Here is a 24,385-nt window from a genome sequence, read left to right on the forward strand (position 1 = left end):
AAGACTTTCGAGAGCAGGCGCAAGTAAGGAATTTTTCCCCATTCCTACCCCTACTTGAGACCTTGACAGGCCAAACTTCTGCCACGACATTGCTCATCATGCTGACGATGCAGGACATGTCAAAGAGCTTCCTCGGCAACCGAGTTCTCCACGACGTCACGCTCGACCTGCTCCCCGGCGAGGTCCACGCCATCGTCGGCGAGAACGGGGCCGGCAAGTCGACCCTCATGAAGCTGCTCAGCGGCGAGCACACGCCCGACGGCGGTCGCATCGAAATCGACGGCGTGGCACGCTCCTTCAGCCATCCCGCACAGGCCCAGGCGGCGGGCGTCGGCATCATCCACCAGGAGCTGGCACTCCTGCCGCACCGCACCGTGGCAGAAAACGTCTTCCTCGGCCGGGAGCCGAAGCGTTTCGGCTTCGTCGACCGGGCGGCGATGGAACGGCGCACCGCCCGGCTGCTCGACGACCTCGGCGCGGTCGGCATCAGCCCGGGAACGCCCGTCCACGAACTCTCCGTCGCCCGGCAGCAGGTCATCGAGGTGGCGAAGGCGCTCGCCGCCGACGTCCGCATCCTCGTGATGGACGAGCCCACGGCCGCGCTCGCGGAGCACGAGGTGGCCGCGCTGTGCGACCTCGTGCGCCGCCTCACCGCCCGCGGCCTCGGCATCCTCTACATCTCGCACCGGCTGCGCGAGGTGTTCACCCTGTCCCGGCGCATCACCGTCCTCAAGGACGGCCGCCGCGTCACCACGGTCGCCACCGAGGACAGCAGCGTGGACGACATCGTCCGGGCCATGGTCGGACGGGAGTTGACCGCCTACTACCCGCCGCGGGCGGTCGCGGCGGAGGTGGCGGAGGTGGTGCTGACCGCCTCCCGGGCCGGGAACGGCAGGCTCGCGGACATCTCGTTGTCCCTGCGCGCGGGCGAGATCCTCGGGGTCGGCGGGCTCCAGGGCTCGGGACGCAGCGCCCTGGCCCGCGCCCTGTTCGGCGCCGACCCGTTCACCGCGGGCGAGATGACCGTCGGCGGCAGGCGGCTGCGACCGCGCCGCCCGCGGCAGGCGATCCGGGCCGGCATCGCGCTGGTGAGCGAGGACCGCAAGGCCGAGGGGCTCGCGCTGCGCCAGTCCGTGCGGGACAACGCCCTGCTGGTCACCAGGGCCGTGCCGGCGCGGGAGCGCCCGCCGGACGCGCGTGCCCTGGCCGATCTGCTCGACCGGGTGCGGCTGACCTCGCGCGGCACGGGCCAGGAGGTCCGCTTCCTGTCGGGCGGCAACCAGCAGAAGGTCGTCATCGCCAAGTGGCTCGCGGCCCGGCCGCGCGTGCTGCTGTTCGACGAGCCGACCCGGGGCGTCGATGTGGGGGCCAAGGCCGCCATCCACACGCTCGTCCGCGAGTTGGCCCGCGAGGGGCTCGCCGTGCTGCTGATCTCCTCGGAGCTGCCCGAGCTGATCGGGATGAGCGACCGCATCCTCGTCATGGCCGACGGCCGCATCGCGGGCGAACTGCCCGCCGGAGCCTCGGAGGAGGACATCATGCGCCTGGCCACCAGCGGCGGTACCGCGCTCGGTCACGCGGGCGGTGCCGCGTGACGGCCGAGAGCCCCGGCTCGCCGTCCGCCGCCCTGCGGCGGGCCCGGCGTCCGGCGCGCTCCCGGTGGCCCGCGGTCCGGCTCGGCGACCCGGCCGTCGGCATCTGGCTGGCCGCGCTCGGCGTGACGCTGCTGGGCTGGATCATCGTCGACGCGCGCGGCGGCGCGTTCATGACACAGGGGAACGTCACCGGCATTCTCCAGAACTGCGTGGCGCTCGGCCTGATCGCGCTCGGCCAGACCGTCGTCATCCTCACCGGCTCCCTCGACCTGTCCGTGGCCTACCTCGCCAGTCTCGGCACGCTGGTCGCCGCGGAGACCATGGCGGGGCAGGACGGCAACGTCGTGACCGCCGTGATCGCCGTCCTCGCGCTCTCCGCCGCGGTGGGGCTGGCCAACGGGCTGATCGTCACCGGGCTGAAGGTGAACGCGTTCATCGCCACGCTGGGCGTCGCGTTCATCCTGCGCGGCTGGATCGAGGACAACTACAGCGGGCCCGCCGGGTCGGTGCCCGTGACGTTCCAGCGCCTCGGCTACGACCGGATCGGGCCCGTGCCGGTGTCCGTCTTCCTGCTGGCCGCGGTGGCCCTGGCGCTGTGGCTGATCCTGCGGCGCGCGCGCCTGGGACACCACATGTACGCGACGGGCGGTGACGCGCACGCCGCGCGCCTGTCCGGGGTGCGCACCGGCCGGACGGTGGTGGCCGCGCACGTGCTGTGCTCGCTGTGCGTGGGCGTGGCCGCCCTCTTCCTCGCGGCGCGGTTCGGCGCGGGCTCGCCGTGGGCGGGCACCGAGGCACGCTACGACCTGGAGTCGATCGCCGCCGTGGTGCTCGGCGGCACGGTGCTGGCGGGCGGGCGCGGCGGGGTCGTCGGAACGCTGGGCGGCGTCGCGGTGCTCGCCGTTCTCGACAGCGTCTTCAACCAGCTCTCCGTCGACCCGTTCTTCAAGAACGTGCTGCGCGGCGTGGTGATCATCGCGGCCGTCGCGCTCTACGCCAGGCGGCGGCGTTCGGTGAGGAGGAGCGCGTGACCACTCTCGATTCCGCCGTCCCCCGGGCCGCCCGCCGGGCGCGCCTGCTGGCGCTGCTCGGCACCGGTCTGCCCGTGTACGCGCTGCTCGGGGCGCTGCTGGTGGCACTCGCGTTCACCGATCCCGGTTTCTACGAGCCGGACCGCTTCCTGGCGTTCATCCGGCGGGCGGCGCCGCTGGTGCTGCTGGCCGCCGGACAGTATCTGGTCATCGTCTGCGGCCAGTTCGACCTGTCCGTGGGGGCCGTGGTCACCGCGGGCGTGGTGGTGGCCGCGGAGATCTACGCGGAGTTCCCCGGGGCGCACTGGCTGGTCGTGTGCGGCGCGCTGCTGCTCGCGGGCGCGGCCGTGGGGCTGGTCAACGGCCTCGTCACCACGGGACTCGGCGTCCCGTCGTTCATCACGACGCTGGGGATGATGCTGATTCTGGAGGGCGGGGTCTTCTTCTGGACCGGCGGCTCCCCGCAGGGCTATCTGCCGGACGACTTCAGGGCGGTGGGCCGCGACGACGTCCTGGGCCGGGTGCCGTGGGCGGTGCTGGTGTGCCTGGCGGTGGGCGTCGCGGCGGTGCTGCTCATGCGTTCCCGCTTCGGGCGCACGCTGGTGGCGACCGGCGACAGCGAGCGGACCGCGGCGCTCGCCGGCGTGCGCGTACACCGCGCCCGCACCGTCGCGTTCGTCCTGTCCGGCGCCGCCGCCGCGCTGGCCGCGGTGCTCGTCGGCGGCTTCTCCGGCGTCTCCGCGCAGGCGGGCACCGGCATGGAGTTCGAGGCCATCACCGCGGTCGTGCTGGGCGGCGTGCTGCTCGGCGGCGGGCGCGGCTCGGTGGTCGGCGCGATGGCGGGGGCGTTCTCGCTCACCGCGCTGTTCACGCTGCTCAACCTCCAGGGCGTGTCCGGCGCCCTGGAGTCCACGGTCCAGGGCGTCATCGTGATCGCCGCCGTCGCCCTCGGCGCCGCCGACTGGTCCCGGCTGCGCCGCCGTTCCCCTTCCGTACCCTCCGGAGGTCCCCGCTCATGATCAGAAGAACCGGCCCGCTGCTCGCCGCGGCCCTGCTGTCCGCGGCGCTGCTCACCTCCTGTACGAGCGACACCCCGTCCGACGGGCCCTCGGCGCCCGCCGGCTCCGCCTCACCGTCACAGGACGGCGGCGGCGACGCGGAGTTCTTCACGCAGGCGGAGTACGAGCAGCAGATCGCGCTGACCCGCGAGACGCCCGAGGGCCCCGAGGACCGGCCGTGGGAGCAGATGCTGCGCCCGGAGATGGCCGACACGAGCCAGTACGCGGTCGAGGGCGACGACGTGCACCTGTGCTTCTCGAACGCGGGTGTCTTCAACCCGTGGCGGCAGGTCGGCCTGCGCACCATGGAGGCCGAGGTGGCGCTGCACGAGCAGATCACCGAGTTCACCGTGGTCGACGCGGAGGGGCAGGACGACAAGCAGATCTCGGACATCCAGGAGCTGAGCAACCAGGACTGCGACGCCCTGATCGTCTCGCCGAACACGACGGCCACGCTGACTCCGGCGATCGAGGAGGCGTGCGGCAGGCTGCCGGTCATCGTCTTCGACCGGGGCGTGAACACCGACTGCCCGGTCACGTTCATCCACCCCATCGGCGGCTACGCCTACGGGGCCGCGGCGGCTGACTTCCTCGTGGAGAACGTGGCGGAGGGCGGCAACGTCCTGGCGCTGCGCATCTCCCCCGGCGTCGACGTCCTGGAGAACCGCTGGTCCGCCGCGGAGCTGGCCTTCGAGGAGGCGGGCCTCACGGTCGCGGACGTGGAGTTCACCGACGGGGACCCGGCCGTCACCAAGTCGATCGTCACCGACGCGATCCAGCGGCACGGCGGCATCGACGGCGTCTGGATGGACTCGGGGGCGACGTCCGTCGCGGCCATCGAGGCATTCGAGGACGCCGGCGAGGAGGTGCCGCCGATCACCGGGGAGGACCAGCAGGACTTCCTCCAGGCGTGGGACGAACGGGACCTGACGGCCGTCGCCCCGACCTACCCGACGTTCCAGTGGCGCACCCCGGTGATCGCGGCCCTGCGGGTCCTGGCGGGCGAGGAGGTGCCGGTGGAGTGGCGGCTGCCGCAGCCCACCATCACGCAGGACACGCTGGCGGATTACCTCAGCGAGGACATGCCGCCGCTGCACTACGCCATGTGCGGCTGCGAGGGCATGCCGGGGTATCCGCAGGACTGGGGCGGCGAGTGAGCGGCGCGCTGCCCATCGGGGCCAATCCGTGGATCTGGCACTCGCCGGTCACCGAGGAGGCGCTGGCGCGCACCGTGCCGCGGCTGGCGCGCTGGGGCTTCGACGCGGTCGAACTGCCGCTTGAGGAGCCGGGTGACTGGTCGCCGCGTTCCGTGGCCGCGCTGCTCGCGGACCACGGGCTGCGCCCGGCGGCCGTCGTGGCGGTCATGCCGCCGGGCCGGGATCTGGTGGCCGCCGCCCCGAGGACGGTGCGCGCGACCACGGACTACCTGCGGGCGTGCGTGGACGCGGCGCGGGAGACCGGCGCGGGCGTCGTCGCGGGCCCGGTGTACGCGGCGGTCGGCCGCACCTGGCGGCTGACGGCGGCCGAACGCACCGCCGCGTACGCCGAGTTGCGGGACGCTCTGACGCCGGTGGTGGCGCACGCCCGCGAGGCGGGGGTGCGGATCGCCGTCGAGCCGCTGAACCGGTACGAGACGAGCCTGCTGAACACCGTGGACCAGACCCTGACGGCCCTTCAGGGGCTGCCCGAGGACGTCATCGGTCTTGCCCTCGACACCTACCACCAGAACATCGAGGAGCGCGGTCTCGACATCGCGGTGCGGCGGGCGGCCGGGCGCATCGTGCACGTCCAGGTCTGCGCCAACGACCGGGGCGCGCCCGGCGCGGACCACCTCGACTGGCCGGGCTTCCTGCGCGCGCTGCGCGACAGCGGCTACCGCGGGGCGGTCTGCATCGAGTCGTTCACCGCGCACAACGACAGCATCGCGGTCGCCGCTTCCGTGTGGCGGCCCCTGGCCGAGGACCAGGACGCCATCGCGGTGGACGGCCTCGCGTTCCTGCGCCGTACGTTCGCCGCCCTCTGATCTCGCCGCCCTCTGATCTCGCCGGCCCGGCCCACTCGGGACATGCCGCGCCGGTGCCTCACCCCCACGGAGAGGACCCCCATGAGGAAACGCACCCCCGGCAGACGAGCGAGAGCCGCGCTCGCCCTCGCCGTCGCCCCCCTGCTCGCGGCCGGCGCGCTGCCGGCCGCGGCGGCGGCCGAGGAGCAGGCCGCGGAGTTCCGCGCCCTGCTGTTCACCAAGGCCGTCGGCTACGTTCACGACTCCATACCGGCCGGCATCGAGATGATCGAGGAGGAGGCGGCCGAGAACAACTTCGAGGTGGTGCAGAGCGACGACGCCGCCGTGTTCAACGACGCCGACCTCGCCGGCTTCGACGTGGTGATCATGCTCCAGAACTCGGGCATGGTCTGGGAGACCGACGCCCAGCGGGCCGCCGTCCAGACGTACGTCAACAACGGCGGCGGCATCGCGGCGATCCACAACACGCTGGACATGGGCATCGAGGAGGAGTTCCCGTGGTGGGACGACCTCATCAACGGCGGCGCGCACATGCCGACCCACTCCCCCGGCGTCCTGGACGGCACTGCGCACGTCGCCGACCGGGTCCACCCCTCCACGGCAACGCTTCCCGAGCGCTGGGAACGCCCGGAGGAGTGGTACAACTTCGACGTCAACCCGCGCGGTGACGTGCACGTGCTGGTCACGGCCGACGAGTCCACCTACGACCCGGGCGGCGACGCGATGGGCCCCGACCACCCGATCTCGTGGTGCCGCGAGGCCGAGGGCGGCAGCGTCTGGGCGACCGCGATGGGCCACGACGCGGCCTCCTACGACGAGGAGCACTTCCGCGACCACGTCGTGGGCGGCGTCCAGTGGGCGGCGGGCGCGGCGCCTGGCGACTGCGGCGGCACGGTGTGGAACAACTACGCCAAGGTCACGCTCGACGACAACACCTCCGACCCGATGGAGCTTGACGTCGCGGACGACGGCCGCGTCTTCTACGCCCAGCGCGGCGGCGAGGTGCGGATCTTCGACCCGGAGACGCACTCGGCGGCCCCCGCGGGCACGCTCGATGTGTACACCGGAGGTGAGGACGGCCTCGTCGGCCTCGCCCTCGATCCGGGATTCGCCGAGAACCAGTGGATCTACCTGTACTACTCGCCCGCGGAGAGCGAGGAGGACGTCAACCGGCTGTCACGCTTCACCGTCGAGGGCGACTCCCTCGACCTCGCCTCGGAGCAGACGCTGCTCGAAGTGCCGGCGTACCGGGACCGTACCTATCCCGAGCCGGGCCACACCGGCGGCAGCCTCGACTTCGGCCCCGACGGAACGCTGTACCTGAGCACCGGGGACGACGTTCCGCCCAACCTGTCGCCCGACTGGCAGGGTTACGCGCCGCTGGACTGGCGCGAGGGGCAGGAGATGCTGGACGCGGCCAGGACCGCGGGAAACACCAACGACCTGCGGGGCAAGATCCTGCGTATCCAGCCCACCGATGACGGCGGCTACACCATCCCCGAGGGGAACCTCTTCGCGGAGGGCACCGAGGCCACGCTGCCCGAGATCTACGCGATGGGCTTCCGCAACCCGTTCCGGTTCACGGTCGACCAGGAGACGGGCGACCTCCACGTGAGCGACTACGGGCCCGACCGGGGCCTGCCCACGACCGAACGTGGCCCCGAAGGGCTCGTGGAGTACAACGTGATCACCGAGCCGGGGAACTTCGGCTGGCCCTTCTGCCACGGTGACAACCAGGCGTACGCACCGTACAACCCGGACACCGGCGAGGTCGGCGAGAAGTTCGACTGCGCCAACCCGGTCAACCCCTCCCCCAACAACACCGGCCTGACCGAGCTGCCGCCGCTCCAGCTGCCGGAGATCTGGTACGGCTACGGCGTGTCCGAGCAGTTCCCCGAGATGGGCGAGGGCGGCTCCGCCCCCATGAGCGGCCCGGTCTACCGATACGACCCGGACAACCCCTCCCCCACCAAGTTCCCCGAGTACTTCGACGGCGCCCACTTCCTCTACGAGTGGTCCCGCAACTACATCAAGGAGATCCGCCCCGACTCCGATGGCGGCGTGCTGAAGATCAACGACTTCCTGTCCACCCAGGAGTTCGTGAAGCCGATGGACATGACCTTCGGCCCCGACGGCTCCCTGTACGTCCTGGAGTGGGGCAGCGAGTTCGGCGGCGGGAACAACGATTCGGGCCTCTACCGGATCGACCACACCGTCACCGGCAGAGCGCCCGTGGCCATGGCCACGGCCTCGGCCACCAGCGGGCCCGCCCCGCTGACCGTGGACTTCTCAAGCGAGGGCACGTCCGACCCGGACGGCGGTGAGCTGACCTACGCCTGGGACTTCGACGGCGACGGCACGTTCGACGCCGAGGAGCCCGAGGTGTCCCACACCTACCAGGACGTCGGCGAGTTCACCGCCCAGCTGCGGGTCACCGATCCCGAGGGCAACGAGGGCTACGCGAGCGTCCCGATCACCGTGGGGAACACCGCCCCGACCGTGGAGCTCGACCTGCCGGTCGACGGGCGGTTCATCGAGTTCGGTGACCAGGTGCCCTACCGGGTGACCGTCACCGATCCGGAGGACGGCGAGATCGACTGCTCCCGCGTCATCGTGAACCCGGCACTGGGCCACGACGACCACGAGCACCCGACCACCGACCTCACCGGCTGCGAGGGAACGGTCGACACCGGCGACCTCGGCGGCCATCCGGAGGGCGCCGACCTGTGGTACGTGCTGAACGCCAGCTACACCGACGAGGGCGCCGAGGGCACCGGCGCGCTGACCGGCTACGGCCGTGCGGTCCTCCAGCCGCGGCACAAGCAGGCCGAGTACCACCACGACCAGTCGGGCACGCGCATCGTCGCCCAGCAGGACGCGGAGAACGGCGAGCGCATCGGCGACATCAGCGACGGCGACTGGATCGCCTTCGAGCCGACGAGCGTCGAGGGCACCGCGACGGTGAGCTACCGGGTGTCGTCCCCGTTCGGCGGCGGCACCATCGAGTTGCGCGCCGGGGCACCGGACGGCGAGCTGCTCGCCACCACGGACGTGCCGAACACCGGGGACTGGGATGTCTACCAGTCCACGCCCCCGGTGCCCGTGGCCGAGTCGGCCGGCACCCACAAGCTGCACCTGGTGTTCAGGTCGGCGCAGAACAACGCTTTCGACGTGGACTCCGTCCTGTTCGGCGCGGACTGACCGGCCGCCGCGGCGGCGCTTGACCCTCTCACCGGTGAGAGGGTCTAGCGTCCCGGGCATGACGACTATCCACTCGACGACGGAGCAAGAGGGCCACGCCCCGGTCACCGTGCTCGGCCTGGGACCCATGGGCCGCGCGCTGGCCGGGGCGTTCCTCGCGGCCGGCCATCCCACCACGGTGTGGAACAGGACGGCGGGGAAGGACGACGAACTGGTCGCCCGGGGGGCGCTGCGGGCCGCCTCGGCGGCCGAGGCGGCGCGCGCCGCGCGGCTGATCGTCATCTGCGTGCTCGACTACGACGCGGTGCACGCCGTGCTGGAGCCCATCGGCACCGCCCTGGCCGGGCGGACGCTGGTCAACCTGACCGCGGACGCGCCCGACCGGGCGCGGCGGACCGCGGCGTGGGCGGCGGACCGCGGCATCGGCTATCTCGACGGGGCGATCATGAGCCCGCCCGGCACCATCGGCGAGCCGTCCGCGGTGATCCTCTACAGCGGCGACGAGGCGGTGTACGCGGCGGCCCGCCCGGTGCTGGCGGGCCTGGGCGGCACGGCGACCCATCTCGGCGGAGACGATCCGGGCCGGGCCGCTTCGTACGACGTGGCGCTGCTGGACATGTTCTGGACGGCGATGAGCGGGGCGATGCACGGCCTGGCCCTGGCCCGCGCGGAGCACATCAGCGCCACGGACCTGGCCCCGTTCGCCCGCGGCGTGCTCGGCCTGCTGCCGGACATCATCGAGGAGTTCGCGGGGCGCGTCGACGCCGGGCGGCACCCGGCCGAGGACTCCGACATCACCTCGGCCGCGGCCGGGATGGCGCATGTGCGGCACGTGACGGAGGCCAGGGGCCTGGACGTGGGGCTGATCGCCGCCGCCGAGGCGATGGCGCGGCGGGCCATCGACGCGGGGCACGGCGGGGACGGCTTCTCGCGGCTGGCCGACACGGCCGCCTCCGACACGGCCGCCTGAGAGGGAAGGGGGCGACGGCGGCCGGCGAAAAGCCTTTGCGGGGCGGTCGCCCCCTGCCTTCAATGACTGCCATGACCTCAGCACCACTCTCACCGGAAGATGTCGAACGCTTCGTCGCCGAGGGCTTCGTTCCGATCCGGGAAGCCTTCCCCCGCGACGTGGCCGACGCCGGGCGGGCCGAGCTCTGGCGGCTGACGGGGCTCTCGCCCGACGACCGGGGGACGTGGACCGAGCCGGTCGTGCGGATCACGGGCTCGGCCGCCGAGCCTTTCAGGAAGGCCGCCAACACGCCGCGGCTGCACGGGGCGTTCGACCAGCTGGTGGGCGCGGGCCGCTGGCTGCCGCGGCCGGGCCTCGGCACGTTCCCCATCCGGTTCCCGCATCCGGACGATCCGGGCGACGCGGGCTGGCACCTGGACGCGAGCTTCGGCGGCGGCCCCGACGGCACGAGCCCCCGGCTGAACCTGCGCTCGCGGGGACGGGCGCTGCTGATGCTCTTCCTCTTCTCCGACGTGGGCCCCGACGACGCGCCGACCCGGATCAAGGTGGGCTCCCACCTCGACGTTCCCTCGTTCCTGGCCCCGGCGGGCGAGGAGGGCAAGGACATGTTCGAGCTGTGCCGCGAGATGGACGCGGCGGGGCGGCTCGACGCCCCCGGCCGTCCGATGGTGGAGGCCACCGGCCGGGCAGGGGATGTCTTCCTGTGCCACCCGTTCCTCATCCACGCCGCGCAGCCGCACCGCGGCACCGCGCCCAGGTTCCTGGCGCAGCCGCCGCTCGACCCGGTCGCGCCGCTGACGCTGGAACGGGCGGACGGCGCGTACTCGCCCGTCGAGGCCGCCGTCCTGCGCGGCCTGTGAGCCGCGGCGCCTCAGGCCGGGCCGTGCGCGCGGACGGGGGGCGGCGGGGCGGTGAGGCGTTCGACCGTGACGCGCGCCAGCTGGCCGGTGCAGCCCTGCGCGAGGCGTGAGGTGCCGACGTCGGCGGTGAGCGCGTTGGGGTTGCCGTGCACGCAGGTCGCGGCCTGGGGCGCGGACGGGTCGAACCACGCCCCGGTGGCGAGTTGGACCACCCCGCGGCGCAGCCCGTCGCTCGGCACGACGGCGGCGAGGCAGGAGCCGACGGCGCTGCGGACGCGGATCACCTCGCCGGGCCGCAGCCCGAACGCGGCGACGTCCGCCGGGTGCATCCGCAGCGGCTCGCGGCCCTCGATCTTGGCCGCGGCGCTGTGCGGGCCGTGGTCCAGCTGGCTGTGGAGCCTGGTGGCGGGGTTGTTCGCGATCAGGTGCAGCGGGAACGCGGGATCGGGCGGGTCCTGCGGCAGCCAGGCGGGGTGGCCCGGGCAGTCGTCGTAGCCGAAGGAGTCGATCGTGCGGGAGAACAGCTCGATGCGGCCGCTGGGCGTCGGCAGCGGGTGGGCATCGGGGTCGGCGCGGAACGCGGCGTACAGGGTGTGCCGTTCGCGCCGGCCGCGCAGCGGAACGCGCCCCGCGGGCCAGAAGGCGGCGAAGTCCTCGGCCGGGGCGTGTTCGGGCGCCAGGCCGGCGCGCCAGCTCTCGTAGAGGTGGGCCAGCCACTGCCGCGCGGTGCGGCCCCGCGTGAACTCCTCGGCCACGCCCAGCTCCGCGGCCAGCGCGGCGAAGATCGCGTAGTCGTCCCTGGCCTGCCCCTGCGGTTCGGCGATGCGGTGCATCGCGATCAGCACCGGGTCCTCCTTGGCGCCGCCGATGTCCTCGCGTTCCAGGGTGGTGGTGGCCGGCAGCACGATGTCGGCGTGCCGGGCGGTCGCGGTCCAGTACGGCTCGTGGACGACGACGGTGTCGGGCCGGGTGAACGCGCGGCGCAGCCGGGCCAGGTCCTGGTGGTGGTGGAACGGGTTCCCGCCGGACCAGTAGACGAGCCGGATGTCGGGGTAGGTCAGCCGCTGCCCGTCGTAGTCGCAGCGGCCCCCGGGGTTCAGCAGCAGGTCGGCGATGCGGGCGACGGGGATGAAGTCCGGTACCGGGTTGATGCCCTGCGGGAGCGTCGGCAGCCGGTAGGGCAGCACGCCCGCGCCGGTGCCCGCGGTGGCGCCGTAACCGTGGCCGAACCCGCCGCCGGGCAGGCCGATCTGGCCGAGGAGCGCGGCCAGCGCGACTCCGGCCCACAGGGGCTGTTCGCCGCGGTGGGCCCGCTGGAGCGACCAGCTGAGCGAGATCATGGTGCGGGTCGCGGCCATCTCGCGGGCGAGCGAGGCGATACGGGCGGCGGGGATGCCGCAGATCGCCGCGGCCCAGTCGGGCGTCTTGGGCACGTGGTCGGTGTGTCCGAGCACGTAGCCGCGGAAGGCGTCGAAGCCGGTGACGTGGCGGGCCAGGAAGCCCTCGTCGTGGCGGTCCTCGGTCAGCAGCACGTGGGCGAGCGCCAGCATCAGGGCGGTGTCGGTGCCGGGTTCCGGCGCCAGCCACTCGGCGTCCAGGTCATCGGCCAGATCGTCGCGCAGCGGGCTGACGAGCACGAAGCGCGCCCCGCGCGCACGGGCGGCGCGCAGGTAACCTGCCGCGCCGTGCCGGCTCACGCCGCCCGCGTTGACCTGGGCGTTCTTGGCGGGCATGCCGCCGAAGCAGACGAAGAGCCCGGTGTGCTCGGCGAGCACCGGATAGGTGGTGGGCTCGGCGATCGGCGCGTCGCTGCCGACGACGTGCCGCAGCAGCGGGCGGGAGGCGCCCAGGCTGTAGGTGTTGACCGAACGGGTGTAGCCGCCGAGCGCGTTGAGGAAGCGGTGGACCTGGCTCTGCGCGTGGTGGAAGCGCCCGGCGCTGCCCCAGCCGTAGGAGCCGCCGAAGATGGCGCGGTTGCCGTGGACGGTGCGTACCCGGTCCAGTTCGCCGGCCAGCAGCGGGACGACCTCCGCCCAGTCCACGGGCACGAAGTCGTCGGTGCCGCGGGCCGTGTCGGGTCCAGGACCGCCGGTCAGCCAGCCGCGGCGGACGTGGGGCCGGGTGACGCGGGCGCGGGTGAAGCCGGGCAGGTTGTCCAGCAGCGGCGAGGGTTCCGGGTCGGCCGGGTCGGGGCGCACCCGCAGCCCGTCGGCGTCGTGGGCGGCGTGGAAGGCACCCCAGTGGGAGCTGTGCGGGCGGCCGCCGGGCGGGCCGTTCACGCCGCGTCCCCCGCCGTGGGCCCGCGGTGCGTGCCGAGGCTGAGCATGAGGCGGTTGGCCCAGGCGAAGAACGCGGCGCAGTGCACGAGATCGACGAGTTCAAGGTCGGAGAGACCGGCGTCGCGCAGGGCGGCCACGTCGGCGCCGTTGGCCGTGAGCGGCACGGTCGCGAGGCCCGCGGCGAGCCGGACGACCAGGGCGCCGCGGCGGCCGATGACGGCGCGCGAGCCGTGCGCGAGGAGCCGGGCGACGGCCTCGGGATCGCCGCCGGACCGCCCGGCGAGCCTGGCGTGCACGGACACGCAGTAGACGCAGCCGTTGTGCAGGGACACGGCGGTGGCGGCCAGTTCGCGCTCGGCGCGCGGCAGGCCGCCCTCGGCGGTGAACGCGGCGAGGTCGATGGCGGTGCGTTCCGCGAGGATGCCCAGATCGTGGCCGAGGGTGCGGAAGTACGGGGAGTCCGCGCGTTTCCCGGCCAGCGCGCGGCGGTGTTCCTCGCTCAGCTCCTCGGCGGCCAGCGGGCGTACCGCGGGCTGCCAGGTGAGGACGTCGGTGGTGAAGCGTGCGCCGCCCGCCACCGTGGCCGAGGGCCCGTCGGCGGGCCGCCCGGTGACCAGCAGCCGCAGCGCGCCCGCGAGTTGGAGCTGCTGGTTCACGAAGCCGATGGACTGGGAGAGGGTGACGATCTCCGCGTCGGAGAATCCCGCGGCCCGCAGGTCCGCGATGTCCGTGCCGGACGCGGTCCAGGGGGCGGCGGTCAGCCGCCGGGCGTGCGCGACGGCCGCGTCCGCACGCCGCCGGGCCGCGGTGCCGGCGGCGGGCGGGGCACCGAGCAGGTCCGCGTAGTGGTCGCGGGCCGCGGCGTGGCGGTGCTCGGCGGCGACGGCGTGCGCGGCGGTCCGCGCCTCGGGCAGGGTGCCGGGGCCGGTGAACAGCACGTCGTGGGCGCGCTGCTGGTGGGCGCGCAGGCGCGGGCGCAGTGCGCGCAGGCGGGCCGCCTCGGGGAGGTGGCCGGTGAAACGGTCGATCGCGTCGGGTGTTTCTGGCACGGGGCGGCTCCTCACGCGGCCCGTCCGGCGCGGCTGATGGAGTAGCCGGCGTCCAGAAGTGCCCGGGTGTAGTCGCTCGCGGGCGACTCCATGATCTGGTCGCGGTCGCCCGCCTCGACGATCTCCCCGGCCCGCATGACGGCGATGCGGCTGCTCATGTGGCGCACCACGGTGAGGTCGTGCGAGACGAACAGCATCGCGAGGCCGCGCCGCCGCCTGAGGTCGGACAGCAGGTTGAGCACCTGCGCCTGGACCGACACGTCGAGGGCGGAGACGGGTTCGTCGGCGATCAGCAGGGCGGGTTCCAGAGCCAGTGCCCGGGCGATCCCGACGCGCTGCCGCATCCCGCCGGAGAGCCGCCCGGGGTAGGCGTCGGCCAGCGCCGGGTCGAGCCCGACCTCGGCGAGGAGGTCGGCCACGCGTGCGCGGCGCTCCGCGCGGCCGAGGCCGGTGTGCAGGGCGAGCCCCGCGCCGACGGTGTCGCCGACGCGCCGGTCGGGGTTGAGCGAGCCGTAGGGGTCCTGGAAGACCATCTGGACGCGGGGGGCCAGGCGGCGCCGCCCGCGGCGGCCGAGGCGGGTGATGTCCTCGCCGTCCAGGAGCACTTGGCCGGCGGCGGGCTGCTTGAGACCGAGCAGCACCCGCGAGACGGTGCTCTTCCCCGATCCTGACTCGCCGACGAGCCCGAACGTCTCGCCCGGCGCGATGTCGAACGAGACGCCGCGCACCGCCGTGTGGCTGCGCCGCAGCCCCACCGGGTAGGTGACGGTGAGGTCCCGGACGCTGAGCAGCGCCCCGCCCGCCGCGGCGGGCCCGTCCGCGGGACCGTCCGCGGGCACCGCGCCGTCCGCGGGCCCGCCGTCCGCGGGACCGTCCGCGGGTTCCGGTGCGGTGCGCGGGGCGCCTTCGGGTACGCGCAGGGCGGGGTCGGCCAGCCGTTCCTCGTCGACCTCGCCCATCAGGCGCCCGATGACCTCGGGCACGGTGGGCAGCGGGCGGCCCGGGGCGTCGTCCATGCTGGGCACGGAGGCGACCAGGGCCCGGGTGTAGGGGTGGACGGCGCCGCCGAGGACGCGGCGCGTGGGACCCTGCTCGACGACGCGGCCGCGGTACATGACCACGACGCGGTCGCAGACCTGCTCGATGACGCCGAAGTCGTGCGTGATGAGGACGACGGCGATGCCGGTCTCGCGCTGGAGGCGGACCAGCTGGCCGAGGACCTGGGCCTGGACGGTGGCGTCCAGGGCCGTGGTGGGCTCGTCGGCGATGATCAGTTCCGGCTCGTTGACCAGCGCGAGCGCGATCATGACGCGCTGGCGCATCCCGCCGGAGAACTGGTGCGGGTACTCCCTCGCCCGCTGGGCCGGGCGGTCGATGCCGACGCGCTCCAGCAGTTCCACGGCCCGTTCGCGGGCCGCCGCGCGGCCGGCGTCGTGGTGGAGGCGGTAGGCCTCGGCCAGCTGGGCGCCGACCGTCCGGTAGGGGTTGAGGGCGTCGAGCGCGTCCTGGAAGATCATCGCGACGCGCCGGCCGCGGATGCCGCGCAGCGTCTTCTCGTCCGCGCCCGCCAGTTCGCGCCCGTCGAGGCGGATGCTTCCCGTGACGCAGGCGTGCGGTCCGTGCAGGCCGAGAACGGCAAGTCCGGTGGCGCTCTTGCCCGATCCCGACTCGCCGACGAGCCCGACGATCTCGCCGGGCCGCACCTCCCAGGAGGCGTCGCGCACGGCGGCCGTCCCGCCGAAGGCGACGCCGAGTCCCGAGATCCGGAGCAGGGGCGGAGCGGCCGGTGCCGCGTGGTGCTGAGCCATGGCGCTCTCCTGGGTCAGACCTGGATCAGGTCGCGGCGGGTGCGGGTGAGGTATTCGAAACCGTCGTCGGTGATGACGAGGCTGTCGGAGTGCTGGAGGCCGCCGAAGCTGGGGATGCGCAGGTTCGGCTCGAAGGTCAGGGTCATGCCGGGGGCGAGCACCAGGTTCTCGCCGGGGCCGAGGCTGGGCTGCTCGTGCGGGCCGAGCCCGAGGCCGTGGCCGACGCGGCCGGGCAGGTAGTCGCCGTAGCCGTGGCGGCGGTACGCGGCGCGCGCGGCCTCGTAGACGTCGGCGCAGGAGCGGCCGGGCCGCAGGACGTCCTGTGCCTCGTCGCGGATGGCCAGCAGGGCCTCGAAGGCCCGCTGCCGTTCGGCGTCGAGCCTGCCGATGGCCGCCGAACGCTCGTTCTCGGCGTGCATGCCGTCGACGGCCGTCCAGATGACGGTCCACTGGATCTCGCCCTCGGCCGGGCGACGCGTGGTGGGGGGCGCGGAGTTCATCGGGACGCGGTCGCCGACGAGGGAGTAGGCCCACAGGGCGTTGAAGACGCCGCCCTCCAGGTTGCCGAAGTCCATGGCGAGCCGGTCCGGGTGGCGGGTGGACCACACCTCCTGCATGGTGCGCATCGCCGCGGCCGACACCTCGACCTCGCTGCGCCGCTCCCGCTTGGCGGTCAGCGCCGCGTCCATACCGGCGTCGGCGATCTCGCAGGCGATCCGGAACGACTCCAGCTCGGCCGCGTCCTTGACGTAGCGGGCGCGCATGAGCGCCGGGCCGCTGTCGGTGAACGTGGCGGCCGGCAACGCCCGTTCCATGGTCCTGTGGTGGTTGAGGGGCAGGAACTCGCCCTCCACGCCGATGCGTCCGCCGGACAGGCCGCGTTCCGCCAGCACGTCGGCCAGCACCTGCCACCAGTGGTCGGGGCCGATTTCCCTGGCCCACCGCCCGTAGGGGCGGATGTCGGTGATCAGCGAGGTCTGCCGGGAGGAGTGGGCGCGCAGCGCGTGCAGGACGAAGACGGGGTCCCCCACGGCGGGCAGCACGACCAGCACCGGGTGCGAGTAGATCATCGGGGTGTAGCCGGAGAGGTAGAACGTGTTCTGCGGCTTGACGACGATCATGGCGTCGACGTCGTCGGCGCGCAGCTGATCCTGGACGCGGGCCCAGCGGGCCCGCACGGCGGAGGCGTCGGGAAGCATCAGGGGCTCCTTGCGGGGGTCGGGGCGGCCAGGGACGGTTCGGCGGCGGCCTCCCGGCCGCTGTGGTCCTCGCGCCGGTGGGCCAGGTGGTCGCCCAGCAGGTTGGCGGAGATCACCAGGAGCACGAGGCCGAGGCCGGGCAGGACGGCGATCCACCAGGAGCTGAGGAGCTGGCCCTGGCCCTCGGAGACCATCAGCCCCCAGTCCGCCTCCGGGGCCTGGGCGCCGAGCCCGAGGTAGCTGAGGCCGGCCTCCATCAGCACGGCGCGGGACAGGTCGAGGGTGGCGGTGACCGCGACGAGGCCGCGGACGCCGGGCAGCAGGTCGCGGACCGCGACCCGCCAGGCGGGTATGCCCTGGGTCAGGGACGCCTCCACGTACTCGCTGGTGCGCAGCGCGAGGACGCGCGCGCGGACCAGCCGGAAGTAGGCGGGCCAGCCGGTGAGCGCGATCACCAGCACCAGAACGGCCGTCGACTGGCCGCCGAAGGAGAGCACGAGCAGCGCCAGCAGGATCGAGGGCAGCGCCAGCTGGATGTCGGTGAGCCGGGACAGGATCTGGTCGGGCCAGCCGCGGGTGAACCCGGCGAGCAGGCCGAGCGCGGTGCCGAACAGGCCGCCGCAGAGCACGGCGAGCACGCCGACCAGCAGCGGGGTCCTGGCGCCGTACAGCAGGCGGCTGAGCAGGTCGCGGCCGAGCTGGTCGGTGCCCAGCAGGTAGCCGTGCTCGCCGGGTGCCGCGTTGGTGTGCGCGAGGTCCTGGGCGAGCGGGTCATGCGGGGCGATCAGCGGCGCGAGCAGGGTGACGAGCACGATGGCGCCGAGCACGAAGGCGCCGAACGCTCCGGCGGAGAAGAACGGGTTCCGGCGGGGCGTCCTCGACTTCCTGGTTTTCCTCATCGGTCAGCTCCTTCCGCTGCTGTGCCTGACCCTGGGGTCGAGGAGGCCGTAGAGCAGGTCGACGATCAGGTTGACCAGGACGAAGGCGGTGATCAGGAACGTCAGGTCGGCCAGCACCAGCGGATAGTCCTCGTTCTGGAGCGCGGTGATGACCAGTTGCCCGACGCCCGGCCAGGAGAAGACGCTCTCCACGATGACCGTGCCGCCGAGCAGGGCCCCGGCTTCGAGGCCGAGGACGGTGACGACCGGCAGCATCGAGCCGTGGGCGGCGTGCCGCAGCACGCGGGCGCGGGACATGCCGAGCGCGGTGCCGGTCCTGGTGTAGGGGCGGGCGAGTTCGCCGCGCAGGCTGTTGCGGAAGACGCGGGCGAGCGGCGGGGTGACGCCGCAGGCGAGGGTGACGGCGGGCAGGATCAGCGCGGCGGGGCCGGCGGCTCCCGAGGTGGGCAGCCAGCGCAGTTCCACGCCGAAGATCCAGACCAGCAGCACGCCGATGTAGAAGCCGGGCACGGACTGGGCGAGGAACACCAGCCACATCGGCCACTCGCGGCGCGCCCCGCCGCGCCCGCCCGCTCCCCCGGCCCACAGGCCCGCCGCCGCGGCGCCGAGGCAGGCGAGGGCGAGCGCGGTGGCGGCGAGGGTGAGGGTGGCCGGCAGGCGTTCCCACACGACGTGCAGCGCGGACTGCTGGAAGGTCAGTGAATCGGGGAAGTCGCCGCGCAGTACGTCGCCGAAGAAGGCGACGTACTGCTCCGCGATGGGCCGGTCGTAGCCCAGGGCGTGGCTGAGGGCGGCGATCTGCTCCTCGTCGGCGCCGACGGGGGCCATCATGAGGGCGGGGTCGCCTGAGGTGTGGAGCACCAGGAAGACGGCCGACAGGGCACCCCAGACGGCGACCAGGGTCAGGCCGAGCCGCCGCAGGACGAACGCGAGCATCTACGCCGCCTCCTTCCACGCCATCTCGGCGGGCCGCACCCAGTCGTCGGGGCGTGGCCGCCAGCGGAGGTTCTTCGCGGTGCCGTGGATGCCGGGCTGCGGGAAGAGGAAGAGGACGGGCGCCTGTTCGCGGGCGCGCCGGGCCGCGGCGGCGTACAGCTCGTCGCGGCGGGCGGTGTCGGTGCTCGCGCGCGCCTCGGTGACGGCGTCGGTGAACTCCTCGTCCGCCCAGTAGGCGTAGGGGCTGTCGGAGACGAACAGGCCGTACAGACCGCCGGCGGCCAGCGTCGGCCACGCCTGCGTGATGTACTGCATATCCGACATGTCCTGGTCGACAAGGTACTTCTGCATGTAGACGGTGAACGGGATGCTGTTGATCGAGGCCCGCACCCCGACCTGCCGCAGCTGCTGCGCGACGGCCTGCACGATCAGGTCGCCCGCGACGTACTGCCCGCTGGGCACGGTCAGTTCGACGCTGAGCGGCCGGCCGGGGCCGAATCCGGCCTCGGCGAGCAGTGCGCGGGCCCGCTCCGGGTCGTAGGGGTAGCCGGTGAGGCCGTCGTCGTGGCCGGCGTAGTCGGCGGTCAGCAGCTGGCCAGGGCTCGGCTCCACCGTGTCCTTCAGCAGGCTGCCGGTGATGGCCCGCTTGTCGACGGCGTAGTTGACGGCGTGCCGCACCCGGATGTCGCGCATCGGGCCGGCGAGGGTGTTGAGCTTGATGAACGCCATCCGCGTCGTGTCGAGCTGGTGCACCGTCAACGCCCGGTCGGCGGCCAGTCGTTCGAGGTCCTGCGGGTCGAGCCCCGCGACCATGTCGAGTTCGCCCGAGAGCAGCCCGGAGACGCGGGCCGACTCCGAGGGCGTGATGCGGAAGGTGATGTCCCTGATGGCGGGGGCGGGGCCCCAGTATCCGGAGCGGGCCCGCAGCTCGACATTGCCGCCGGGGCTGTAGCGGACGATCTCGTACGGCCCCGACCCCATGGCCTCGGTCGCCGGGTTGTGGCGGGCCGTCCAGCCGGGGCTGAGCAGGTACAGGAACGACAGGGCGGCCGGGAGATCGGCGTCCGGCTCGGAGGTGACGAGGTCGACGGTGTGCGCGTCGACGGGCTCGGCGCCGCGCAGCAGCGGGAAGTTGGAGGTCATCCGCAGCGCGTTGCCGGCGTCGAGGAGCCGTGCGACGTTCCACGCGACGGCCTCGGCGTCCAGCGGCGTGCCGTCGGCGAACGCCGCGTTCCCGTCGAGCCGGAAACGCCAGCGGGTGGGTTCCGGCCGGTCCCAGGAGACCGCGGCATCCGGGCCGATGGACAGGTCGGGCCTGCGGGTGACGAGCGAGGAGTAGACGGAGGACAGGACGGACAGGTCCGTACCGACCGAGGTGGTGTTCATCGGGTCGAGCGTGGTGACGGCGGCGGACAGGCCGATCACCGCCTCGGAGCGGCGTGCCCTGGCGGCGGGGGAGGCCGCGGACAGGCATCCGGTGAGGCCGAGCGCGAGCGCCGCGCCCGCGCCGAGCCCGAGGAATCCGCGGCGGCCGAGCGCGCTCACCGGCCGTCCCCCGCGAACACGGAACGGTCGGAGGCGCACGGGTTGCCCAGGGTGACGTAGAACGCGCCTTCGGGCAGCACGGCGATGGAGGCGTAGGTGGTCTCCGAGCCGGCGCCTTCGACCTGGTGGCGGCACAGGCTGTGCTGCGGGTGGCCGTCGTGGTCGGCGAGCAGCACGGCCAGTTCGCCGGGAGTGAGACCGCGGGCCGCGTCGAGCGCGGTGCCCGCGACGCGGCCCCGGTGGTAGGAGGAGCCGTTCTCCTCCGCGGTGGGGGCGAGCGGCGCCGTGGCGGCGCACTCGTAGTGATTGGTCAGCACGTGGCGGTCGGAGTCGGCGCGCAGGAAGACGTCGTGCGCCGTGGCCTCGACGGCGAGCCGGCGGCCGGCGCGGTCGGCGAGCGCGATGTTGAGGCCCGACAGCCGCGGCTGGTCGCGCAGCAGCGCGGCGAACTCCTCGGCCGTCCCGGCCCGGCGCAGCAGCGCGTGGCTGTTGATCAGAATCCAGCCCTCGCCCGAGGCACGCCAGTCCACCCCGGTCCTGACGCTCCACACCCCGGAGGTCGACATGGCGACACCGGCGTCGTTGACGCCGCTCCCCGGCCACAGCACGCTGCCCGCGACGGTCACCTCGACGACGCGCCGCCCGTCCGGGTAGCGGCGGCGCAGCACGACGTGGTCCACGAAGTGGCCGGCCATGTCGCGGGTCTTGGCCAGCAGCGTGGTGCCTGCGGCGGCCCGTTCGCCGCCGACGACGAGCTGGCTGCACTCCTGCGGCAACCACCGCAGCACCATGTGGGCGGGCAGGTTGAGCGCCAGGACGTCCCGCAGGGCGACGCCCGCGCCCTCGGCGATCCCGGCGAGTTCGGCGTACTGCTCGGGGTCGTGGCGGCGCAGGAAGTCCGTATTGGCGGCCAGGCACCGCTCGTAGCGTTCGCGTGCGGCGTCGTCGCCGCACAGTTCGGCGACGTCGCGGCGGACGGCGTCGATGTTGGCGGCGATGGCCGCGCGGGCGGCGCGGCCGTGCTGCGCGCCCTGTTCGGCCGGGGTGCCGTTCAGGTCGAGGAAGGCGCCCCGCGGCCCCGCGGGAACGGCGGCGGAGGTCGGGGAGAGGCCGAACTCGACCCAGTGGCCCGGGTGTTCGGCGGTAACGGTGCTCGGCGGTGTCGCGGAAGTCACGGCAGGATCTCCTCAGGGACGCCGGCGAGGTGGGCGAGCACCTCGGCGGCGACCTGGTCGGTCTCGTGGAAGAAGGCGGAGTCGGTGCCGGGGCGGGCACCGATGGCGGTGGTCCAGCGCACCCCTTCCAGGGGCACTCCGACGGCGAACAGCGCGTCGTGGACACCGCCGCCGGGACATCGCACCCGCCCGTCCGCGGCCCGCACGTCGAGCGCGCCGGTGGGCAGGGGCGGGGCGCCGGGGGTGGCGGATGGCAGGGTGTGCGGGCGGCCCATACCGTCCGCGAGGAGGGCACGGACGATGCCTGGCCCCGCCGAGGCGACGTCGACGGCCGGAATCCAGGCGTCGATCACGAGATCGGGCACGAGGGTGAGGCCGGGCACGGCCGTGGCCGCCCAGCCGCCGCCCGGGGCGGGCCGCGCCGGGCCGAGCAGGCGCACCACGCCGGCGGCCAGCAGGGCGCGCAGCTCGCGCACCCGGCGGGCGGGCGGCCCCGCGGACAGGAAGTTCGCGAACCCGTTGAGGTGACCGAGGACGTCGCGCCGGTAGGACTCGCCGGTGAGGTTGCCCGCGGTGATGATGCGGGTCAGCGCGGGCCGCGCCTGGCGGATCGCGACGGCGAGGGCGGCGGCGGGCGGCAGGGCCGGGTCGGTCGCGGCGGCGGCATCGGCCTCCAGGTGGCCGGCGAACCACTCCTGGAGCGCGTCGGCGTCCGCGAAGCCGCGGCCGCGCAGCGGCGCGGCGACCGCCTCCAGATCGGGCGGTCCCGCGGCCCCGCGCTCCCGCCAGGCGAGTGCGAGATCGGCGCGCAGCAGCGGCAGCACGTCGGAACGGAAATCGATGCGGTCGCGCGCGGCCAGCCGGTCGACGGCACCGGGCGTCAGATGCGCGACGGGCGTGCGCACGCCCGGGGTGTCGACCCGCGCGTGGTAGGGAACGCCGCGCCGCGTGGTGATCCACAGCCGCGGCTCGCGGCCGCTGGGGACGTAGCCCGCGGGCGTGAACCGCCCGCCGCGACCGGCCGTCAGCAGGGCGATGACGTCGTAGGCGTTGAGCCCGCCGCCGCGCAGCAGTACCTCGGCCCCCGCGGGGACGGCGTCGAGACCGTAGTCCGTGGGGTGGCGGCCGGTCAGGTGCCCGCCGTGCACGGGCGGCGCCGCGTCGAGGTGTCCGGTGGCCAGCACCACGGACCGGGCCGTGACGGTACCGCCGGAGGCGAGGCGCAGCAGGTGGCCGCCCCCGGCGGGCACGATCCGCTCGACGGTGTCGCGCGACACCGCGGTGCGTACCGGCCCGGGGGCGCTGCGTATCGATTCCAGGGCGTCGGCGAGATATTCGCCGTAGATGCGACGGGGCGCGTAATCCCGTTCCCCCGAAGCCCGGGCGAATGCCACGCACTCGGCGTTCCGATGGCCTTCCGCGGCGATTCTGCGCAGCCACTCCAGAAATGTGGGTCCCGTTCCCACGGGAGAGGCGAGCCGCACGGAGGGATCGGGGAAGACGGTGTTGTCGGCGCTCATGGTGTTCATCAGCAGCTCGGCGGGCTGCTCGGTGTGCCAGACCTTCCCCGGCCCGGCCCGGTACGGATCGATCAGGAGAACCCGCAGCTCGGGCCCCGTTCCCGGGCGGTGAGCCGAACGGTGGCGGGCCACGATGCGCTCCGCCGTGGAGATGCCCCGCGGGCCCGCGCCGACCACGGCGACATCGACCGCTTCCGCGGGCTCGGCGGCATCGGGCATGGTGGCTTCACATTCGCAGAATCTCCGGGGCGTTCAACGAACGGGAAATCTGCCTCGTTTCCGTCCGGCACGTCAAGGGCGTCCCATTCCGTGGTCAATTGCCGTCCCATATTCCGCACCGACCTGTTCCATCAGGTTGGCGCCGCCGCCGGGAATAGCATGGGGATGCCCCGGGTTGCCACGGCACGACACCGTTCCGCCTGCTGCATCAGGTGGCCGCGTGTGCCGTTGGTCACAGCGGTGCCGACCGAGAGGAGCCGCCCCGCCATGTCCGAGACGCCGGCCTACCTGCGCGTCGCCGAGGCGCTGCGCCGCCGCATCCACGACGGCGGCCTGCCCCCCGGCTCCCGCCTGCCGTCCCGGGCCGAGCTGGTGCGGGCCCACGGCGTCGGGCCGAACGTGGCGATCTCCGCGGTGCGGCTGCTGATGGCCGAGGGCCTGGTCCACGGCCGCGTCGGCAGCGGCGTGTACGTACGCGAGCCGTCGGAGCCGCGCCCGATGGTGCGGTCCTGGCACGACGGGCGGCTCGGCGGCAGCCCGTACGTGCCGGGCGAGACGGGCCGGGAGGCGCACAGCAGCCGCGACTGCGTCTCGGCGACCGTCCCGGCGACCGCGGAGGTGGCCGAGCGGCTCGGCCTCGCGGCCGGGGAGCCCGTGATGTGCAGCGAGTACACCTTCCGCACCGACGGCGAGCGGGGCATGATCTCCACGAGCTGGGAGCCGCTGGCGCTCACGGGCGGCACGCCGGTCGCGCTGCCCGAGGCGGGCCCGCTGGCGGGACACGGCGTGGTCGCCAGGATGGCGCACATCGGGGTACGCGTGGACCGGGCGGCGGAGGCGGTCACGGCGCGGGCCGCGACGCCCGCGGAGGCGAGCCGCCTCGGCATCCAGGCGGGCGGCCCGGTGCAGGCGCTCCAGCGGACGTACTACGCGGGCGACCGGGCGGTGGAGACGGCCGATCTGACCGTGCCGGCGGGCCGCTTCCGGCTGGTGTACGAGTTTCCCGTGAGCGGCTGAA

The 24,385-nt window shown here is 73.9% G+C and carries 18 protein-coding genes; 9 read left to right on the forward strand and 9 right to left on the reverse strand.

What is annotated here, in order from left to right:
* Positions 1–98 precede the first annotated feature (98 nt).
* The 8 genes from RM779_RS08210 to RM779_RS08245 all read left to right on the forward strand — a co-directional run bounded on the left by RM779_RS08210 (position 99) and on the right by RM779_RS08245 (position 10,738).
* On the forward strand, positions 99–1,595 hold the full coding sequence (locus RM779_RS08210) for a sugar ABC transporter ATP-binding protein (protein WP_311617011.1): 1,497 nt from the start codon (positions 99–101) through the stop codon (positions 1,593–1,595).
* On the forward strand, positions 1,592–2,626 hold the full coding sequence (locus tag RM779_RS08215) for an ABC transporter permease (protein WP_394813249.1): 1,035 nt from the start codon (positions 1,592–1,594) through the stop codon (positions 2,624–2,626). The genes RM779_RS08210 and RM779_RS08215 overlap by 4 nt, the downstream gene beginning before the upstream one ends.
* Positions 2,623–3,645, forward strand: coding sequence for an ABC transporter permease (locus RM779_RS08220; protein WP_077062744.1), 1,023 nt, complete (start codon positions 2,623–2,625; stop codon positions 3,643–3,645). Before RM779_RS08215 ends, RM779_RS08220 begins: the two co-directional genes overlap by 4 nt.
* Positions 3,642–4,841 (forward strand): substrate-binding domain-containing protein, encoded by a 1,200-nt coding sequence (locus tag RM779_RS08225; RefSeq protein ID WP_311617012.1) that lies wholly within the window; start codon positions 3,642–3,644, stop codon positions 4,839–4,841. Before RM779_RS08220 ends, RM779_RS08225 begins: the two co-directional genes overlap by 4 nt.
* Positions 4,838–5,707 carry a sugar phosphate isomerase/epimerase family protein gene (locus tag RM779_RS08230; protein ID WP_311617013.1) on the forward strand — a complete coding sequence of 290 codons (870 nt, stop codon included), beginning with the start codon at positions 4,838–4,840 and terminating at the stop codon, positions 5,705–5,707. The genes RM779_RS08225 and RM779_RS08230 overlap by 4 nt, the downstream gene beginning before the upstream one ends.
* 81 nt (positions 5,708–5,788) lie before the next feature.
* Entirely contained in the window at positions 5,789–8,908 is a 3,120-nt protein-coding gene (locus RM779_RS08235) for a ThuA domain-containing protein (protein WP_311617014.1), read from the forward strand.
* 58 nt (positions 8,909–8,966) lie between these two features.
* Positions 8,967–9,878, forward strand: coding sequence for an NAD(P)-dependent oxidoreductase (locus RM779_RS08240; protein ID WP_311617015.1), 912 nt, complete (start codon positions 8,967–8,969; stop codon positions 9,876–9,878).
* A 71-nt stretch (positions 9,879–9,949) separates the two neighbouring features.
* Positions 9,950–10,738 (forward strand): phytanoyl-CoA dioxygenase family protein, encoded by a 789-nt coding sequence (locus tag RM779_RS08245; RefSeq protein ID WP_311617016.1) that lies wholly within the window; start codon positions 9,950–9,952, stop codon positions 10,736–10,738.
* Positions 10,739–10,749: 11 nt separating this feature from the next.
* Here the strand turns inward: RM779_RS08245 and RM779_RS08250 are convergent, their stop codons facing one another.
* The 9 genes from RM779_RS08250 to RM779_RS08290 are packed head-to-tail and all read right to left on the reverse strand — an operon-like array spanning position 10,750 to position 23,367.
* On the reverse strand, positions 10,750–13,017 hold the full coding sequence (locus RM779_RS08250; protein WP_311617017.1) for a molybdopterin-dependent oxidoreductase: 2,268 nt from the start codon (positions 13,015–13,017) through the stop codon (positions 10,750–10,752).
* A complete protein-coding gene (locus RM779_RS08255) occupies positions 13,014–14,066 on the reverse strand; it encodes a peroxidase-related enzyme (RefSeq protein ID WP_311617018.1) in 1,053 nt (350 codons plus the stop codon). The genes RM779_RS08250 and RM779_RS08255 overlap by 4 nt, the downstream gene beginning before the upstream one ends.
* A gap of 11 nt (positions 14,067–14,077) precedes the next feature.
* The gene (locus tag RM779_RS08260) at positions 14,078–15,874 is read right to left on the reverse strand and encodes an ABC transporter ATP-binding protein (protein WP_311617019.1); all 1,797 of its coding nucleotides are present in this window, start codon (positions 15,872–15,874) and stop codon (positions 14,078–14,080) included.
* A 14-nt stretch (positions 15,875–15,888) separates the two neighbouring features.
* Positions 15,889–17,073 (reverse strand): M24 family metallopeptidase, encoded by a 1,185-nt coding sequence (locus RM779_RS08265; protein WP_311617020.1) that lies wholly within the window; start codon positions 17,071–17,073, stop codon positions 15,889–15,891.
* On the reverse strand, positions 17,073–17,972 hold the full coding sequence (locus RM779_RS08270) for an ABC transporter permease (protein ID WP_311617021.1): 900 nt from the start codon (positions 17,970–17,972) through the stop codon (positions 17,073–17,075). Before RM779_RS08270 ends, RM779_RS08265 begins: the two co-directional genes overlap by 1 nt.
* 3 nt (positions 17,973–17,975) lie before the next feature.
* The gene (locus tag RM779_RS08275; RefSeq protein ID WP_311617022.1) at positions 17,976–18,908 is read right to left on the reverse strand and encodes an ABC transporter permease; all 933 of its coding nucleotides are present in this window, start codon (positions 18,906–18,908) and stop codon (positions 17,976–17,978) included.
* Complete coding sequence (locus RM779_RS08280; RefSeq protein WP_311617023.1) at positions 18,909–20,453, reverse strand: ABC transporter substrate-binding protein; 1,545 nt, start codon at positions 20,451–20,453, stop codon at positions 18,909–18,911.
* Positions 20,450–21,628, reverse strand: coding sequence for a C45 family peptidase (locus RM779_RS08285; protein ID WP_311617024.1), 1,179 nt, complete (start codon positions 21,626–21,628; stop codon positions 20,450–20,452). The genes RM779_RS08280 and RM779_RS08285 overlap by 4 nt, the downstream gene beginning before the upstream one ends.
* Positions 21,625–23,367 carry an FAD/NAD(P)-binding protein gene (locus RM779_RS08290; RefSeq protein WP_311617025.1) on the reverse strand — a complete coding sequence of 581 codons (1,743 nt, stop codon included), beginning with the start codon at positions 23,365–23,367 and terminating at the stop codon, positions 21,625–21,627. The genes RM779_RS08285 and RM779_RS08290 overlap by 4 nt, the downstream gene beginning before the upstream one ends.
* A 267-nt stretch (positions 23,368–23,634) precedes the next feature.
* Between RM779_RS08290 and RM779_RS08295 the strand changes: the two genes are divergently transcribed.
* Positions 23,635–24,384 (forward strand): GntR family transcriptional regulator, encoded by a 750-nt coding sequence (locus tag RM779_RS08295; RefSeq protein ID WP_311617026.1) that lies wholly within the window; start codon positions 23,635–23,637, stop codon positions 24,382–24,384.
* Position 24,385: the final 1 nt, after the last annotated feature.

Origin of the sequence: Streptomyces johnsoniae (assembly GCF_031845565.1) — a bacterium.
Taxonomy (GTDB): Bacteria; Actinomycetota; Actinomycetes; order Streptomycetales; family Streptomycetaceae; genus Streptomyces; species Streptomyces johnsoniae.